A 16,548-nucleotide genomic window follows, 5' to 3' on the forward strand; every position below is an offset into this window, starting at 1 on the left:
AACATAGCCATGAATGTATTTGTATCCCGGCTGATACCCGAAGCAGGTATCAGCAAAATGGAAGAGGCCGGCATTAAAGTAACTGTATGGAAAGAAGATCGCCCGCTGACATCTGAAGAACTGATTCATCATGTTCAACAACATGATGCACTGCTGTGCATGAACCGGGAAAAAATCGACAAAGCATTTTTAAATGCTTGTCCGCATCTTAAAGTGATCGCGTTATACTCTGTGGGTTACGACAGCATGGACGTGGCGGAAGCAACACGCCTCGGCATTCCGATGAGCAATACGCCCGATGTGTTAAGTGATGCTACTGCCGATATTGCCTTTACATTATTACTGGCAGTATCGCGTAAAGCATTTTTTCATCACCGCCGTATTCTCAACGACGAATGGGATTTTTTTCGTCCCACAGCCAATCTCGGTATAGAATTGAAAAATAAAACGCTGGGCATATTCGGCCTCGGACGTATCGGGCTGGAAATGGCCAAACGTTGCCGCGGTGCCTACAACATGCAGGTGATCTATCATAATCGTAACCGCAATCAGGAAGCAGAAAAGGAAATCGATGCGCGTTATGTAAGTTTTGATGAGCTGCTGGAACAAAGCGATGTGCTTTCGTTGCATACCGCGCTCACACCGGAAACAAAAGATCGCTTTACTCTGAATGAATTCAGGAAAATGCGGTCGAAAGCGATCTTCATCAATACGGCGCGCGGCGCCATTCACCGGGAAGAAGATCTGTTAAAAGCAATACTGGACGGAATCATCTGGGGTGCAGGACTTGACGTTACCAATCCTGAACCGATGTCGCCGGACAGTCCGCTGTTGCGTCTGCCGAGTGTATGTGTTACCCCCCATATCGGATCGGCTACCGAAGAAGCACGAACAGGCATGGCGCTGGTAGCGGCTGAAAATATAATCGCGGGACTACGGGGTGAACGGTTACCAAACGTGATCGACCCTTCTGTGTACGATAAATAAAAAACCTCCCGGGTAAACGGGAGGTAGTGGATTCATTCGGTGACCCGGAAAAGGGATTAGCTGGCAGACTTCACAAACTGAAGTTCAGCAGACAGCTTCACTTCTTCGCTTACCAGTACGCCGCCGGTTTCGAGGGATGCGTTCCAGGTGAGTCCAAAATCTTTACGGTTGATCTTACCGGTGAGTGAGAAACCTGCTTTCTCATTACCCCAGGGATCTTTAGCGGTACCACCGAAATCAACATCCAGTGTCACCGGCTTCGTTACATCGCGGATAGTGAGATCACCGGTGATCTTGCCGTCAGCCGCGTTGTAGTTAGAAGATTTGAAACTGATGCTGGGATATTTTTCCACTTCAAAGAAGTCGGCTCCTTTGAGGTGTCCGTCACGTTGTTCGTTGTTGGTAGTAATAGAGCTTACATCTGCCGTAAAAGATACAACGGCATCTGAAAAGCTGTCATCGCCCGCTTCCACCGTACCGCTGATAGCGGGAAAGCCACCGGTTACGTTGGTAACCATAAGGTGTTTTACTTTAAACTGCAGTTCGCTGTGGGTAGGATCGAGATTCCAGGTTGTCTTTGCCATGATTATGTTGTTTTGTTTTAATCAATTTTTACACTGCAAAAGTAGCATGCCCGGTATGGCTGGACCAATGACCTAGGATAAGAAAAAGCGTTGACGTAGATCAACCTTTGTTACATAAAAAAGCCCCCGTTCCGGGGGCTTTGCTGATTATTTCTTAATATACTTATTGTTGTCGCGGTTGAGGTCCGGTAATTTTTTATCCGGATCAACGGTTACTTCGGCAATCTCGCTGGTGGAAGGAACATGGAATGTCCATTCCGATCCACGCTGCCATATTTCCACAGGAAGGTCAAAGCGGTGTTCCTTACCATTGGTCTCTTTTACAAGGACGCTGACCGGCATTGGCATTTTCTCGAGGTTTTCGATAGTCACGTCTGCTCCTTTAGCCGGCAGTTTATCTGTGTACTTCACGCCTTTAGCGGCCACATCGAGTTTCCAGGCATTCAGTACCCATGAGCGCCAGAACCAGCTCAGGTCTTCGCCCGCCACATTTTCCATTGTATGGAAAAAGTCCCAGGGTGTAGGATGTTTATAAGCCCAGCGCTGAATATACTCACGGAAAGCTGCATCGAAACGCTTTGCACCAATCACCTGATCGCGGAGCAGATGCAGCATTTGCGAAGGTTTCATGTAAGCAGCAATACCCAGGTTATCTTGCTGAATAACATCCGGAATATTGTAAAGGCCGTCCATTTTATCGTTGAACGTATACTTTACCATGAATGTAGAATTGGGGTCCTGGAAGAAACTTTGCTGTTTGAACTCTCCTTTATTGAATTCTTCCGTAGAGAAATCATTGATGAAAGTATTGAATCCTTCATCCATCCAGGCGTATTTGCGTTCGTTGCTGCCTACGATCATCGGGAACCAGGTGTGACCAAACTCATGATCGGTTACACCCCACAGACCCGCACCGCTTGAATTGTAGCTACAGAAAACGATACCCGGATATTCCATACCTCCTACGATACCTGCCACATTCACAGCCGCACCGTAAGGATATTCAAACCATTTAGAGGAGTAATGTTCGATGGATGCCTTCACCATTTCAGTGCTGCGCTGCCAGCCGTCCTTCTTGATGCTTTCAACAGGGTAAGCGCTTACTGCCAGTGATTTTTTTCCGCTTGGCAAATTGATGCGTGCGGCATCCAGTACAAACGCACGGGAAGCAGCCCAGGCTACGTCGCGTGTATTCTGGATCTTGAACTTCCAGGTAACGGCGGGGCGGGCCAGCCATGTTTTTTTGTCACCGATCTCTTTATCACCGCGGATGACAACAGTTTTATCACTGTTCTGTGCATCCTTGTAACGCTTAAGCTGGTCGGAAGCAAAACAATCCTGTGGATTTTGCAGATCACCGGAACCTACGATGATGAGGTTGGAGGGAGCGGTAACACTGAATTCGATATCGCCATATTCGAGATAAAACTCACCTGCGCCGAGATAAGGCAACACGTTCCATCCCTGGATATCATCATATACGGCCATGCGGGGGAACCATTGGGCGATTTCGTATACCCAGCCATTTTTGGTATTCAACCGGCCCATACGGTCGGTACCGTACTCGGGTACTTCAAAAGAAAAGTCGATGCTGAGCTTGATCTTTCCTCCGGTTGATTTGAGTGCATCCTGCAACCACACCTGCATACGCGTGTCTGCCACATTGTACTCGGGTTTGTATTTTTTGCCGCCGGCTTCTACGGTAATGGCGCTGATTACATCGCCTTCAGTGAAAGAAGCATTGGCCCAGCGACCGCCTGTTTGTGTGGTGGTTGCCGAACCGCGGGAATCTTTGCGGTAGATATTCTGATCGAGTTGGAGCCAGAGAAACTTGAGGTTATCGGGGCTGTTGTTGGTGTAGGTGATCTCCACATTGCCGGTAACGCCATGTCTGACCGTGTCCAGCGTACAGTTGATTTTATAATCGGCTCTGTTCTGCCAGTAGCGTGGGCCGGGTTCACCGCTGGCGCTACGGAAATCGTTGCCGGGATAAGGATAAAACTGCGGATTGAACGCTTCCCTGGCATTGTAAACAGACTGCGCCTGGCCGACACCTGCAAGCAACAGCAGCCATGCACTGAAAACAAGTTTCTTCATATTATTTATTTTATACAAACGGATGCCTAAGTTAAGTATTAAGTTGGAAGTATTGAGTTATAAGTAAAACGGCCGTAGCTCTTTATTCACGATTAGCTATTTCACCATTCACGAGGCCCCTTCGGGAGGCCGAAGTATCGGGCCGATACTTCGGCCTCAGGGACCGCAGATTCATTATTCACTTATTCACTATTCACCATTCACTATTCACTATTCACCATTCACTATTCACCATTTTGAATTACCGGAACATCTCCTCTGCCACCGTTACGCTCTCCGGCCGGCCGACATCAACCCATTTATCGCCCGTATGATCAAACCCTGTCAGCGTATGATCTTTTGCCAGTTCCAGGTAAGCATCTACCAGCGAAAACTTTCCCTGCTGTGATACCAGATCAAAAAATTCATACCGGAAAATACTGATGCCGCTGTAAGCTTTGTTTACTTCTCCCTCACCCTCCCTTACCCGCCGTTCCTGGCCGGTGGAAACATTTCTCCACGCAGTAAGCCTGTCATTCTTATCGAATACAAAGCAACGGCTCGTTGAGCGTCCTGTAACCGCCAGTGTGACAAGTGCGTTTTTTTGTTGATGAGCGGTCAGCATAGCGCGCACATCGAGGCTGGTAAGAATATCCACATTAATGGTCAGGAAATCTTCTCCCTGCGTCAAAAGACCACGGGCTTTCACCAGTCCCCCTCCTGTTTCCAATACCTCGCCCGACTCATCGCTGATCGCGACGCGGCTACCCCAGCCATTATTCTTGTTGATAGCTTCCCGGATCTGACCGGGAAAGTGATGCACGTTAACGATTACATCTTCGATGCCCTGCTGTTGCAGATACCGGATATTTCGCTCCAGCAGTGACTGCCCGTTAACAAGGGCCAACGCCTTGGGATGTTTGTCGGTCCATGGTCGAAAACGCGTACCAAGTCCGGCGGAAAAAATCATTGCCTTCATATCAATCGGATAAGTTATTTAGTAGTTGACGGCAATTCATTGATCCAGTTCTTTTCATCCTGTACGCAATGTTGCAACTGCACTTTCACTTTGAATTTATTTTTCAGATGGCGGGCCAGCGCATCTGCGGCGTAGACGCTTCGATGCTGTCCACCCGTGCATCCAAAGCTTACCATCAGGCTTTCAAAATCACGTTTGATATATTCTTCAACGGTGATGTCTACGATGTCGAAAACACTATTCAGAAAATCGGCCATTTTCGTTTGCTGCTCGAGGTAGTCCATTACTTCCTTGTCGCGGCCTGTTTTTGTTTTCATGCTGAAAATGCGACCGGGGTTAAGAATACCGCGGCAATCAAAAACAAAACCACCACCATTACCACTGTCATCGGCAGGCCAACCTTTACGATAAGAGAAACTACAGATTTTTACAACCAATGGAGTGTTCTCTGTGGCTTGAGTCGGCGTAAACTGCTGGATGACATCATCGGCCACGCAGATATCAAGCACTCTCCGGAATTCAGGAACAGTAATGCCAAGGCGTTGGTTATCGAAAAACTCCTTCAGGTTCTTCAAAGCCAGTGGAATACTGGTCAGGAACTGTGCTTTGCGCTCAAACAAACCGCGGAAACCATAAGCACCCAATACCTGTAGCAGGCGGATCAACACATAACCATTGTATTGACTGCGGAACACATTGCGATCGAGCGGGTGGCCGGAAACCTGTTCGAAAGAGTCCATATAATCTTCCAGCAGCCGGCTTTTCCAATCGTCGGAAAGGTTGGCGCGTGCCTGCCATAACATCGAAGCCACATCATACTGCGGTGCACCTTTCATCCCACCCTGGTAGTCGATAAAATGAACCGAATCGTTCGACGCATCCACCATGATATTGCGGCTCTGAAAATCACGGAACATGAAAAACTTGTATTCCGTATGTGTCAGATAGGTGCTGAGTGCTTCGAAATCGTTGATGAGTTGCTGCTTGTCATAGGGGCGGCGCAACGCATCAAGAAAATAATATTTGAAATAAAGCAGGTCGGCCATGATGGCTTCCTTCCCGAATTCTTTATTCGTAAGGCAGCGTGCGTAGTCGAGCCGTTCATCGCCTTTGATCTGCAACTCAGCCAGTGCATGCAGGCTTTTTTTGAAAAGATTGTATACTTCGTCATTGAAGCCGCCTTTCTCCAGGCGGTTCAGGAGGGAGACATCCCCGAGGTCCTCCTGCAAATAAAATTGTTTGTCATCGCTGAAAGCAAGGATTTGCGGTACCGCCAGTTTTCGCTCCTTAAAATGCTGGGTGAAATAATGGAAGGTTTCATTTTCACGTATGTTGGCGCCATAGGTGCCGATCACAGACGTACCGGCACCATGAAGCCGGAAATAACGGCGTTCACTGCCGGATTGGGGCAGTACATCCACGTCGAGTGGATCTTCGCCTTTCCAGGAACGGTACAAATCACGTATTGAAGCGATAATCTCTTGCATGAAGCAAAAATATGATTTGAAGGAGTGAAGCACCGCATTTGGAATGAAAGAATTTTCACAAAAAATGGGGCGCTTTTTCCCATTGGATGCGGGTCCCCGTGACCGAACTTTGTGCTTTTATGAACCGGAATAGCAGTCTGCCTCCAAGATCGTATTCCCTGAGGGGTTTTGAAAGAAGGCTCAATGAAATGGTGAGGTGGTTGTTCTTTTACCGGATGATCTGGATAGCGGTTTTCATAATAAGTATGGCCGTATTAGTAGTTATTTCCTGGACCCATTGGTCTCCGGCTGACCGTTTGAAAAACGCCGCCTGGTTATTGACCTGCGGATCGGTGCTGATGTCAATATTTTATGCTGTACTGAATCATGAAGTCAATCATTTCAGGCGGAAAACTGATCAGTTGGCGGCGAAGAAGAAATTGGCATTTGATGTTGTATCGGAGTGGCATAAAGAAGGTATTGTTACTTATCTCAGGATCACGCAAAAATTATATGAAAAACACAAGCATTTAATTGAAGAAAACCGGTCAACAGAATTTTCACAGCTTTTAGAGCAGGATGACAGTGCGAGGGCAGCATTCGTTTCTTTGTTTAATTATTTCGAATGCATTTCACTTGGAGTGGCTCAACAAATCCATGATGAAGAATTCATGCGCAAGTCTTTCCGAAACGTATTTATTGCGTATTTAAACGCTTACGATTTTTACATCCAATATCGCCGGAAAAAGTTCAATAATGATCGCATCTGGAAAGAATTTACCGACCTTGCTGTAAAGTGGAAAAACACTCTTTAAGACTATTTTTTTAACCCCTAAAACTTTAAAAGATGAATCAGATTCTTAGAGAACTCAGCGGCTGGTAAGCGATGCCGTTATAAGTTTTAAGTAATAAGTAGTAAGTGGTAAGTATTCAGCCAGTAAAGATGCAGGATCCGGGGATCCCTCCTGCCATGGCTAGTGTATGCACCAACCATGGCGAAGAGGCTTCGGGTTGATACGTTATCAATCACCCGTTGACAAGGCCGGCATAACTAAAGCCTGCATTTTTCGAGAACGTCCTGTGCCGCTTCCCCTCCGCACCTCACCGGCCTAATCAAGGCGAACCTTTGCGAGGCGCTTAAAACTTATAACGGCTGTTTTACTTACTACTTAAAACTTACGCCGTGAGCCCTATCCCTTCCACCTTAAACCTATTGCCTAAAACTTATCTGCCCATGTACTAACACTCATTAGCTTTTTACCTAAATTTGCCTTCCCGCGGCCTGGCCGCGGATTATCCACAGATTATGGCTTATCAACTCAATCACAAGATCCGGATCGTTACTGCGGCCGCGCTATTCGATGGCCACGATGCCGCCATCAATATCATGCGCCGCATCCTGCAAAGCAAAGGTGCCGAGATCATTCACCTCGGACACAACCGCAGCGTGCTCGAAATCGTAGAATGCGCTATTGAAGAAGATGTACAGGGCATCGCCATTACCAGCTACCAGGGCGGACATATCGAATTTTTCAAATACATGAAAGACCTGCTGGACCAGAACGGTTGCTCGCATATCCGCATCTTCGGCGGCGGCGGCGGTACCATCCTGCCACAGGAGATTGAAGAACTGCATCAATACGGCATCACCCGTATCTACAGCCCCGACGATGGCCGGCAGATGGGCCTCGAAGGGATGATCGAAGACGTAATCCGCCAATGCGATTTTGCACTCAACGGCACCGGCGATTATCCCAATCCCCTGCAATTGCAGGAGGTAAAAGATATCCGCCGCATCGCGCGCCAGATCACCAACGTGGAAAACGGGACCGGGTCCGCGCCGGAAAAAACGATTAAAACCACTCCCGTACTCGGTATCACCGGCACCGGCGGCGCAGGCAAAAGCAGCGTTACTGATGAACTCGTCCGCCGCTATCTGCATGCATTCACCGATAAAACCATCGCCGTTATTTCCGTAGACCCCTCGAAGAAAAAAACGGGCGGTGCCTTACTCGGCGACCGCATCCGCATGAATGCCATCTCGCATCCGAGAGCCTATATGCGCTCACTCGCCACCCGCGACGATAACACCGCACTCAGCGGCGCCGTTCAGGAAGCCATCGATATCTGCCGCACCGCAGGCTACGACCTCGTCATTCTCGAAAGCGCCGGTGTCGGACAAAGCGACGCATCCATCCTCGAACATTGCGACGTCAGCCTTTACGTAATGACACCCGAATACGGCGCAGCTTCCCAGCTTGAAAAAATCAATATGCTGGACTATGCCGATATCATCTGCATCAACAAATTTGACAAAGCCGGCGCCCTCGATGCCCTGCACGACGTACGCAAACAATACAAGCGCAATCATCAACTCTTCCATGCGGCCGATGCCGACCTGCCGATCGTCGGTTCCATCGCCGCACAGTTCAACGACGCCGGCATCAACGAACTTTTCGAAAAGCTCATCCTTACACTCGTGAAAAAGACCGGCGTACAATTCGGAGAGTTGACCATTCACCCGCATACGAAAGACACAACTACCCAATCGCAAATCATTCCTCCGCGTCGCGTACGCTACCTGTCTGAAATCTCCGACAGCAACCGTGCTTACGATCAATGGGTAAACGATCAATGCCTGATCGCCAGCAAGCTTTACATGATCAACGGACTAAAGGACGAAAAAGCACTGACCGGCTCCGCTGATCTGGAAGATATCCGCCGACACTACGATGAACAATTGCACCCCGATTGCCGCCGCCTGATCGCGCAATGGGAAAGCATCAAAGAAAAATACGCTGCCGATTATTTCGAATACCAGGTACGCGATAAAGTGATCCGCCAGGACCTGACCACACGCTCCCTCAGCGGCACACGCATCCGCAAAGTGGTACTGCCCACTTATAACGACTGGGGCGATCTGCTGCGCTGGCAGTTGCAGGAAAATGTGCCCGGCGAGTTCCCCTACACCGCCGGCGTATTCGAACTCAAACGCCAGGGCGAAGACCCGACACGGATGTTCGCAGGAGAAGGCGGACCCGAGCGGACCAATAAACGTTTCCATTATGTAAGCGTCGATCAACCCGCCAAACGGCTCTCCACCGCATTCGACAGCGTTACCCTTTACGGCGAAGACCCGGCGCATCGCCCGGATATCTATGGCAAAATCGGTAACAGCGGTGTGAGCATCGCCACTGTGGACGACGCCAAAAAATTGTACAGCGGCTTCGATCTCTGCAGCCCCAATACTTCCGTTTCCATGACCATCAACGGCCCTGCCCCCATCGTGCTCGCATTCTTTATGAATGCCGCCATTGATCAGCGCTGTGAAAAATGGATCAGGGAAAACGACAAACAATCGCTTATCGAAGAAGCTTTGCAACGCAAATACGGAAAAGACAATCGTCCCAAATACCTCAATCCCTCTTCTCCCGATGGCTTACCCGAAGGAAATGATGGACTGGGCCTCCAGTTGCTCGGATTAAGCGGCGAAGAGGTTTTACCTGAAGACATTTATACGCAACTGCGCAACGAAGCATTGATGCAGGTGCGCGGTACCGTACAGGCCGATATCCTGAAAGAAGACCAGGCGCAGAACACTTGTATTTTCTCCACGGAATTTGCCCTCAAGCTGATGGGTGACGTGCAGGAATATTTCATCCGGAAAAAAGTCCGCAATTTCTACAGCGTAAGTATCAGCGGTTATCATATTGCAGAAGCCGGTGCCAATCCGATCACGCAGTTAGCGCTGACACTTGCCAATGGGTTTACTTATGTAGAGTATTATCTCAGCCGCGGCATGAACATCGACGACTTTGCTCCCAACCTGTCGTTCTTCTTCAGCAACGGCATGGATCCTGAGTACAGCGTGATCGGGCGCGTTGCGCGCCGTATATGGGCTAAAGCCATGAAACAGAAATACAATGGCAACGACCGCTCACAGAAACTGAAATACCATATCCAGACTTCCGGCCGCAGCCTGCACGCACAGGAGATCGACTTCAACGATATCCGCACCACTTTGCAGGCACTCTATGCTATTTACGATAACTGTAATTCACTTCATACAAACGCTTACGACGAAGCAATTACTACGCCCACGGAAGAAAGCGTGCGCCGGGCAATGGCCATCCAGTTGATCATCAACCGTGAATTAGGCGCTGCCAAAACGGAAAATTATATCCAGGGAAGCTTTGCCATCGAAGAACTTACCAACCTCGTTGAAGAAGCCGTACTTGCCGAATTCGACCGCATTACCGAACGCGGAGGCGTGTTGGGCGCCATGGAACGTATGTATCAGCGCAATAAAATCCAGGAGGAAAGCCTGCATTATGAAATGCTTAAGCATACCGGTGAATATCCGATCGTAGGCGTTAATACATTTCTTAATAAAAAAGGAAGCCCGACCATCGTACCTGCCGAGGTGATCCGCAGTACCACGGAAGAGAAAGAACAACAGATCAATAACCTTCATGCGTTTCATCAACGAAACGAAAAAAAATCAGCCGCCGCTTTACAGCAACTGAAAGACGTAGCCGTGAAGAACGGCAACCTCTTCGACGAACTGATGGAGACCGTAAAGTATTGTTCACTTGGACAGATCACGCACGCACTTTATGAAGTAGGCGGTCAATACCGCAGAAATATGTAAATGAAGAAAGCGGCCGTAACAGCCGCTTTCTTTTTACCCTGCTTTGTCTTCATTAGCAGAGATACTCTCCACATATTCCTTAACTGAATGGGGGTCCTTCCCCAACTTCTTCGCCAGCCTGTCGATAAGCTCCCGATCCTGGCCCGGCGTATAGTGGAGATCGTCGTCTGTAAGCTGGATATTATTCTCTTTCAACCGTTCTTTCACACGCTCCCAGCTATTTTCAAGTTTTAATTGCATACTATTCTTTTTTAAACATAAAAACCACCGGCCGGTGGTTTTGGATTTATAGAGACAACAGCCTTATTGCACCGATCACCGATCAATGCGAAGGAGTTGGAGTGTGCGCTACAGGCGAGTGTTTGCCCTCCCTGATCTCTTCCACCATTTTTTTATTGAATGCCGGAAGATCTTCCGGACTTCGACTGGTAACAAGACCATTATCTGTAACAACTTCCATGTCTACCCAATGCGCCCCGGCATTTTCCAGATCGGTGCGGATAGATTTATACGAAGTCAGTTTTCGTCCTTCCAGTAAACCTGTTTCAATCAGCAGTTGCGGGCCATGACAGATGGCGGCAACCGGTTTTCCTGCTTCAAGAAATTGTTGCGCGAATTCCACACACTGTTTGTTGGCGCGCATCTGATCGGGATTGATTACACCGCCAGGCACAACCAGGGCATCATAATCAGCAGGATCTGCTTTATCAAGATTTACATCTACGGGTAATTCGATGGACCAATGATCGTGGTTCCAGGCTTTTACTTTTCCTTTCTGGGGGGAGACAATATCTACTCGTGCGCCTGCTTCCTCCAACGCCTTTTTAGGGCTGGTGAGTTCTACTTCTTCAAAACCATTTTCAGTAAGAATGGCTACTTTTTTTCCGGTAAGTGTTGCCATAGGTGATATGTTGAATAATGATGAATAATTGGTGTTACTATTCATCTTATCCAAAAAGAATACCAGTACGGCCAATGTGCAAAACTCGGATCAGTTGCCGGCAGCAGCTTCGTCCAGCATCCAGGTGATTTTTCCTTTTGTGGGAACTACTCCTTCTACCGGGTAGGGCGTATGTTTGGCGCGCCCGCGTATGGTGGCGATAACAGGTTGTTTCTCTTTGCCTGCCACCAGGAATATGGCTTCGCGGCTGCGGTTAATAAGCGGATAAGTAAAGCTGATACGGTGTGTTTGTTTTTCTTCCACCCAAACGGCACTTACCCATTTTTTCTTTTCATGGAGAATGGAAGTATGGGGAAAAAGTGACGCAGTATGTCCATCAGCGCCCATCCCCAGCAACATCCAGTCAAATGCCGGTGAGGAAGTGCCCAATAATTTACGCAGGCGTTCTTCGTATTTGGCGGCGCAGGCTTCGGGCTTGCCTTTGGTGGGAATGGCGAAAATATTTCCCTTCGGGATGGGTACATGGTCCAGCAACGCTTCGCGCGTCATGCGGAAATTACTGTCGGCATCGGTATGCGGCACAAAACGTTCATCACTCCAGCACAGAAACACTTTTTTCCAGGGAATGTTGCGGCTGAACTCAGGCGTTGCAAGCAACTGATATAAACGGCGCGGCGTACTTCCGCCGGAAAGGCCAACGATAAAACGTCCGCGAGCGGCCACCGCTTCGGCGCAGGCCTTTACAAAAAAATGTGCAGCGGCGAGACTGAGTGATTCACTGTCTTTCCAGATAAATGTTTCTGCGGTAGTCGATGCCATATTGATAGTTCTTTCAGTTATGTTAGTTAGTTCAGCCCGCTACCGCAGCTTTTGCTTTGCGTGGCTTGCGCGCCGGTTTTGCAGGCTGCAGCGGTTGCGGCAGGAAGGTCCAGTCGAATCCTTGTTGCTGTATTAATTCATTTGCTTTCTCTGGTCCCCATGTACCGGCTTTGTAAGATAACAGGTCGTCGCTGGTTGATTTCCATGCGTCGAGGATCGGCATTACTTTGGCCCATGCGGCTTCCACCTGGTCGGCGCGCATAAACAACGTTGCATCTCCTTCCAGTACATCGAGCAGCAATGCTTCATACGCTTCGGGAACCGCTTCGGTATAAGATTCTTTGTAAGTAAAATCCATTTCCACCGGTTTGAGTTTCATTTCCACACCGGGTATTTTACTTTCAAACAACAAACTGATCTCCTGCTCCGGCTGGATGCTGATGATAAGCCTGTTGGGAACAGTTTCCTTCTGAAACAGTTTATGCGGCGATTCGCGGAATTGTATCACGATTACCGAAGATTGCTTGGGCAAACATTTGCCGGTACGTAAAAAGAAGGGAACGCCCTGCCAGCGCTCGTTGTCGATATAAAGACGTGCGGCTACAAATGTTTCCGTAGTCGAATCCTTCGCTACTTTTTCTTCCTGGCGATATCCTTTCTGCGATACGCCATTAATCTTGCCTGCGGTGTATTGTCCGCGTACCACATTCTTAAATACATCTTTCTTTTTGAAAGAGCGGATTTCCTGCACCACTTTCACGCGTGCATCGCGGATCGCTTCGGCCTCGTATTTCCCCGGACATTCCATGGCCACCACGCACATGATCTGCATCAGGTGGTTTTGTATCATGTCGCGTAAGGCACCGCTTTGATCATAATAACCACCGCGGCCCGAAACGCTCACCTGCTCTGCCACACTGATCTGTATGTGATCGATGAAGCGGTTATTCCACAAAGGTTCAAATACATAATTGGCAAAACGGAAAGCCATCATGTTCTGCACCGTTTCTTTTCCCAGGTAATGGTCGATGCGGTAGATCTGGCTTTCTTTGAAATGTTTGGTCAGCAGTTTATTGAGTTCTTTGGCGGATGCGAGATCGTTGCCAAATGGCTTTTCCACTACGATGCGGTCTTTCCCTTCCACCGATGCCAGTCCATGCGATGACAGGGCAATGGAGATCGGTTCGATAAAACGCGGCGCCACGGAGTAATAGAATAAACGCGAAGCGCGCTCTTTCCATTTTTTATCGTTTGCTTCGAGTGTTTTACCGAGGCGCGTATAGGTATCTTCCTGCGTAAAGTCGCCCTGGAAGAAAAAGACATGCTGGGAGAATTTTTTCCATTCTTCTTTGGTGGCCTTGCCGCTGCGGGAGAAAGTATTGATGCCTTCGAGCAGGTGTTTGCGGTATTCGTCTTCGTCGAGCGCCTGGTGGTGAATGCCATAGATGGCAAACTTCGAAGGCATGAAATCATTGATGTACAGATTGAAGAAGGCCGGGATCAGTTTGCGCCAGGCCAGGTCACCGTTGCCGCCAAAGATGACGATATTGGAAGCTTCGGGTTTTTTGTGGGTCATGATCTTTCGTTGATAATGTAGATTAATCAGGTGTTGGCAGGCAGGGTTATTCCTGCAGATCTTTATTGGGTGGCGTTACCGTCGGGGCTTTGTTTTCCCAGTCGGCATGGAACACACCTTCCTTATCGATCCGCTCATAGGTATGTGCGCCGAAATAATCGCGCTGCGCCTGGATGAGGTTGGCAGGCAATCTTTCGCGGCAGTATGCATCGAAATAGCTTAATGTAGCGGCAAACGTAGCAGCCGGTAACCCCGATGCCATGGCCGTTTGCAGCAGCGATACCATGTCACCACGGTGTTTTTGCAATGATTCACTGAACACGGGTGAAAGAATGAGGTTGGACAATGACGGATCCTGCGTATAGGCTTTTCGCAGATCGTTGAGCATGGCAGAACGGATGATGCATCCGCCTTTCCATACCCGTATTACTTCGGCAATATTGATGTCGTAATTGAATTGTGCAGAGGCCACCGTCAGCAATTGCAATCCCTGGCCGTATGCCAGCAGGAAGCCCATGTACAGCGCATTACGCGCTGCCGCAATGAGTTGCTCCGCATCGGGATGTGCTTCAGCCGTATGACCGGGATAAATGTTGGCCGCCTTCTTACGTTCTGTTTTCAGGGCAGATAAATACCGCATCGTTACTGCAGAGTCGATCGTCGGCAGCGGTACATTCAGCTCCAGCGCGCTTTGTGAGGTCCAGAGACCGGTGCCTTTTTGTTTGGCCTTGTCGAGGATCATGTCTACGAGATCGTTGCCGGTATCGTCATCTTTTTTCAGGAAGATGTCAGCAGTTATTTCCACGAGGAAGGATTGCAGTTCGGCTTTGTTCCATTCCGCAAAAACCTGCTGCATGCGTTCATTGGAAACGCCGGCGCCGTATTTCAGGATGCCGTACACTTCGCTGATCAGTTGCATCATGGCATATTCGATGCCGTTGTGAACCATTTTGGTGTAATGCCCCGCCGCTGCGTTGCCGATGTAGGCCACACAGGCGCCTTCGTCGCTTTTGGCAGCAATAGCTTCCAGGATGGAGCGCATCAGTTCATAGCTTTCTTTATTGCCGCCGGGCATCAGGCTGGGGCCGAAACGCGCGCCTTCTTCTCCTCCGCTCACTCCCATGCCGATAAAATGAAATCCCGAATCGCGCAGCGCCGCGTAGCGGCGTTCTGTATCTGTGTAATGAGAGTTGCCGCCGTCGATCAGGATGTCTCCTTTGGACAACAGCGGTGTTATTTCACCGATAACGGTGTCTACAATCTTGCCAGCAGGCACGAGCAACATGATGATGCGCGGGGTCTGTAAAGCTGCTACAAATTCTTCGGGGGTGGCAGCGGTCGTTACCGGACGGTCGCCCGCAACTTCCTGCAATTTCTTACGTTGTTTTTCGTCGCGGTCGTATCCGCATACTTCAAATCCGTGGTCTGCAATGTTCATGACCAGGTTGCTTCCCATGGTCCCGAGTCCGATCATTCCAAAATGTGCCGGCATAACGTTTTTTTGTGGTTGGAGATCTGTCTGCTACTAGTTCCTGATTACGCAGCAAAAATAAGGATTGCTTTTTTTGCCATCAGGTATTTAATTTTGGATGGAGTTATTGACTGAATCAATTCGATCACCTGTCGCTTCGCGGCCCTTAAATTCTTTACTCTCCCATGCGTTTGTCCTTCATTTACCTGGCTGCTGCCTGCATGGCAGCTTCATTAATTGCCTGCCGTACCACCGCCGGCCCGTATGCCGAAACCAATACACGCTACCGCGAGCAGGCAGATTCCCTGGCAATGATTGTCAAACGTACACCAGCCGCTGATTCTTATTATAAAAACGGCCGTGACTGGGTAGGCACCACCAATTTCAACCTGCGCAAGCCCAATTATGTTATAATACACCATACGGCACAAAATAGTTGTGAGCAGACCCTTAAAACTTTTACGCTGCCCCGTACGCAGGTTAGTGCGCATTACGTAATCTGCAAAGACGGAACGGTATACCACATGCTCAATGATTACCTGCGTGCATGGCATGCGGGTGCCAGCCGCTGGGGCACCAACACAGATATCAATTCTGCCAGCATCGGCATTGAACTTGATAACAATGGCGCCGAGCCCTTTCCCGAAGCACAGATCAACAGCCTGATCAAAGTACTGTCACGTTTGAAATCGAGCTACACCATTCCAGCGGATCATTTCATCGGCCATTCGGATATTGCGCCGGGCCGCAAAGTGGACCCCAACAAAACATTTCCCTGGCAACAATTGGCGCAGCAGGGATATGGCGCCTGGTATGACACTACCAACGTGCAGGTGCCCGAATATTTCGATCCGATGCTCGCACTCCGCGTGATCGGTTATGATACGAGAAAACCTGAATATGCATTCAGTTCGTTCCGCCTGCACTTTTTGCCCAATGACACTACCCGCAGTTTTACGGACACCGACAAAAAGATTCTCTGGAGCCTGATGAACCGCCAATAAGCTGAACTGTTGTAAAACTGTTAAAGGGGGCACA

General features: G+C 49.0%; 13 protein-coding genes. 4 read left to right on the forward strand and 9 right to left on the reverse strand.

Annotated features, from left to right (window positions below; genetic code table 11):
* Positions 1-9 precede the first annotated feature (9 nt).
* On the forward strand, positions 10-987 hold the full coding sequence (locus tag H608_RS0114190; protein ID WP_028788254.1) for a 2-hydroxyacid dehydrogenase: 978 nt from the start codon (positions 10-12) through the stop codon (positions 985-987).
* 56 nt (positions 988-1,043) lie between these two features.
* Here the strand turns inward: H608_RS0114190 and H608_RS0114195 are convergent, their stop codons facing one another.
* The 4 genes from H608_RS0114195 to H608_RS0114210 form a co-directional block, all read right to left on the reverse strand.
* On the reverse strand, positions 1,044-1,571 hold the full coding sequence (locus H608_RS0114195; RefSeq protein ID WP_028788255.1) for a YceI family protein: 528 nt from the start codon (positions 1,569-1,571) through the stop codon (positions 1,044-1,046).
* A 147-nt stretch (positions 1,572-1,718) separates the two neighbouring features.
* Complete coding sequence (locus H608_RS0114200) at positions 1,719-3,668, reverse strand: M1 family metallopeptidase (protein WP_028788256.1); 1,950 nt, start codon at positions 3,666-3,668, stop codon at positions 1,719-1,721.
* A 241-nt stretch (positions 3,669-3,909) separates the two neighbouring features.
* Positions 3,910-4,626, reverse strand: coding sequence for a nucleotidyltransferase family protein (locus H608_RS0114205; protein WP_028788257.1), 717 nt, complete (start codon positions 4,624-4,626; stop codon positions 3,910-3,912).
* A 14-nt stretch (positions 4,627-4,640) separates the two neighbouring features.
* Entirely contained in the window at positions 4,641-6,113 is a 1,473-nt protein-coding gene (locus H608_RS0114210; RefSeq protein WP_028788258.1) for a RapZ C-terminal domain-containing protein, read from the reverse strand.
* A 245-nt stretch (positions 6,114-6,358) separates the two neighbouring features.
* On the opposite strand from H608_RS0114210, the gene H608_RS0114215 reads away from it, so the two are divergent.
* Together H608_RS0114215 and H608_RS0114220 are read left to right on the forward strand one after the other, a co-directional pair.
* Positions 6,359-6,907: a DUF4760 domain-containing protein gene (locus tag H608_RS0114215; RefSeq protein ID WP_028788259.1), complete on the forward strand. Its 549-nt coding sequence runs from the start codon at positions 6,359-6,361 to the stop codon at positions 6,905-6,907.
* A 491-nt stretch (positions 6,908-7,398) separates the two neighbouring features.
* Positions 7,399-10,743, forward strand: coding sequence for a methylmalonyl-CoA mutase family protein (locus H608_RS0114220; protein ID WP_028788260.1), 3,345 nt, complete (start codon positions 7,399-7,401; stop codon positions 10,741-10,743).
* Positions 10,744-10,776: 33 nt separating this feature from the next.
* On the opposite strand, the gene H608_RS0114225 is transcribed toward H608_RS0114220, so the two are convergent.
* The 5 genes from H608_RS0114225 to gndA form a co-directional block, all read right to left on the reverse strand.
* Positions 10,777-10,983: a hypothetical protein gene (locus H608_RS0114225; protein WP_028788261.1), complete on the reverse strand. Its 207-nt coding sequence runs from the start codon at positions 10,981-10,983 to the stop codon at positions 10,777-10,779.
* A gap of 82 nt (positions 10,984-11,065) precedes the next feature.
* Positions 11,066-11,644 carry a type 1 glutamine amidotransferase domain-containing protein gene (locus H608_RS0114230; RefSeq protein ID WP_028788262.1) on the reverse strand — a complete coding sequence of 193 codons (579 nt, stop codon included), beginning with the start codon at positions 11,642-11,644 and terminating at the stop codon, positions 11,066-11,068.
* A gap of 90 nt (positions 11,645-11,734) precedes the next feature.
* A complete protein-coding gene (pgl, locus tag H608_RS0114235; RefSeq protein ID WP_028788263.1) occupies positions 11,735-12,463 on the reverse strand; it encodes a 6-phosphogluconolactonase in 729 nt (242 codons plus the stop codon).
* Positions 12,464-12,494: 31 nt separating this feature from the next.
* A complete protein-coding gene (gene zwf / locus H608_RS22460; RefSeq protein WP_051268337.1) occupies positions 12,495-14,039 on the reverse strand; it encodes a glucose-6-phosphate dehydrogenase in 1,545 nt (514 codons plus the stop codon).
* Positions 14,040-14,085: 46 nt separating this feature from the next.
* Complete coding sequence (gndA, locus tag H608_RS0114245) at positions 14,086-15,531, reverse strand: NADP-dependent phosphogluconate dehydrogenase (RefSeq protein WP_028788264.1); 1,446 nt, start codon at positions 15,529-15,531, stop codon at positions 14,086-14,088.
* 164 nt (positions 15,532-15,695) lie between these two features.
* On the opposite strand from gndA, the gene H608_RS0114250 reads away from it, so the two are divergent.
* The gene (locus tag H608_RS0114250; protein ID WP_028788265.1) at positions 15,696-16,514 is read left to right on the forward strand and encodes an N-acetylmuramoyl-L-alanine amidase; all 819 of its coding nucleotides are present in this window, start codon (positions 15,696-15,698) and stop codon (positions 16,512-16,514) included.
* The last annotated feature ends 34 nt before the right edge of the window (positions 16,515-16,548 follow it).

The organism is Terrimonas ferruginea DSM 30193 (assembly GCF_000425585.1).
Classification (GTDB): domain Bacteria; phylum Bacteroidota; class Bacteroidia; order Chitinophagales; family Chitinophagaceae; genus Terrimonas; species Terrimonas ferruginea.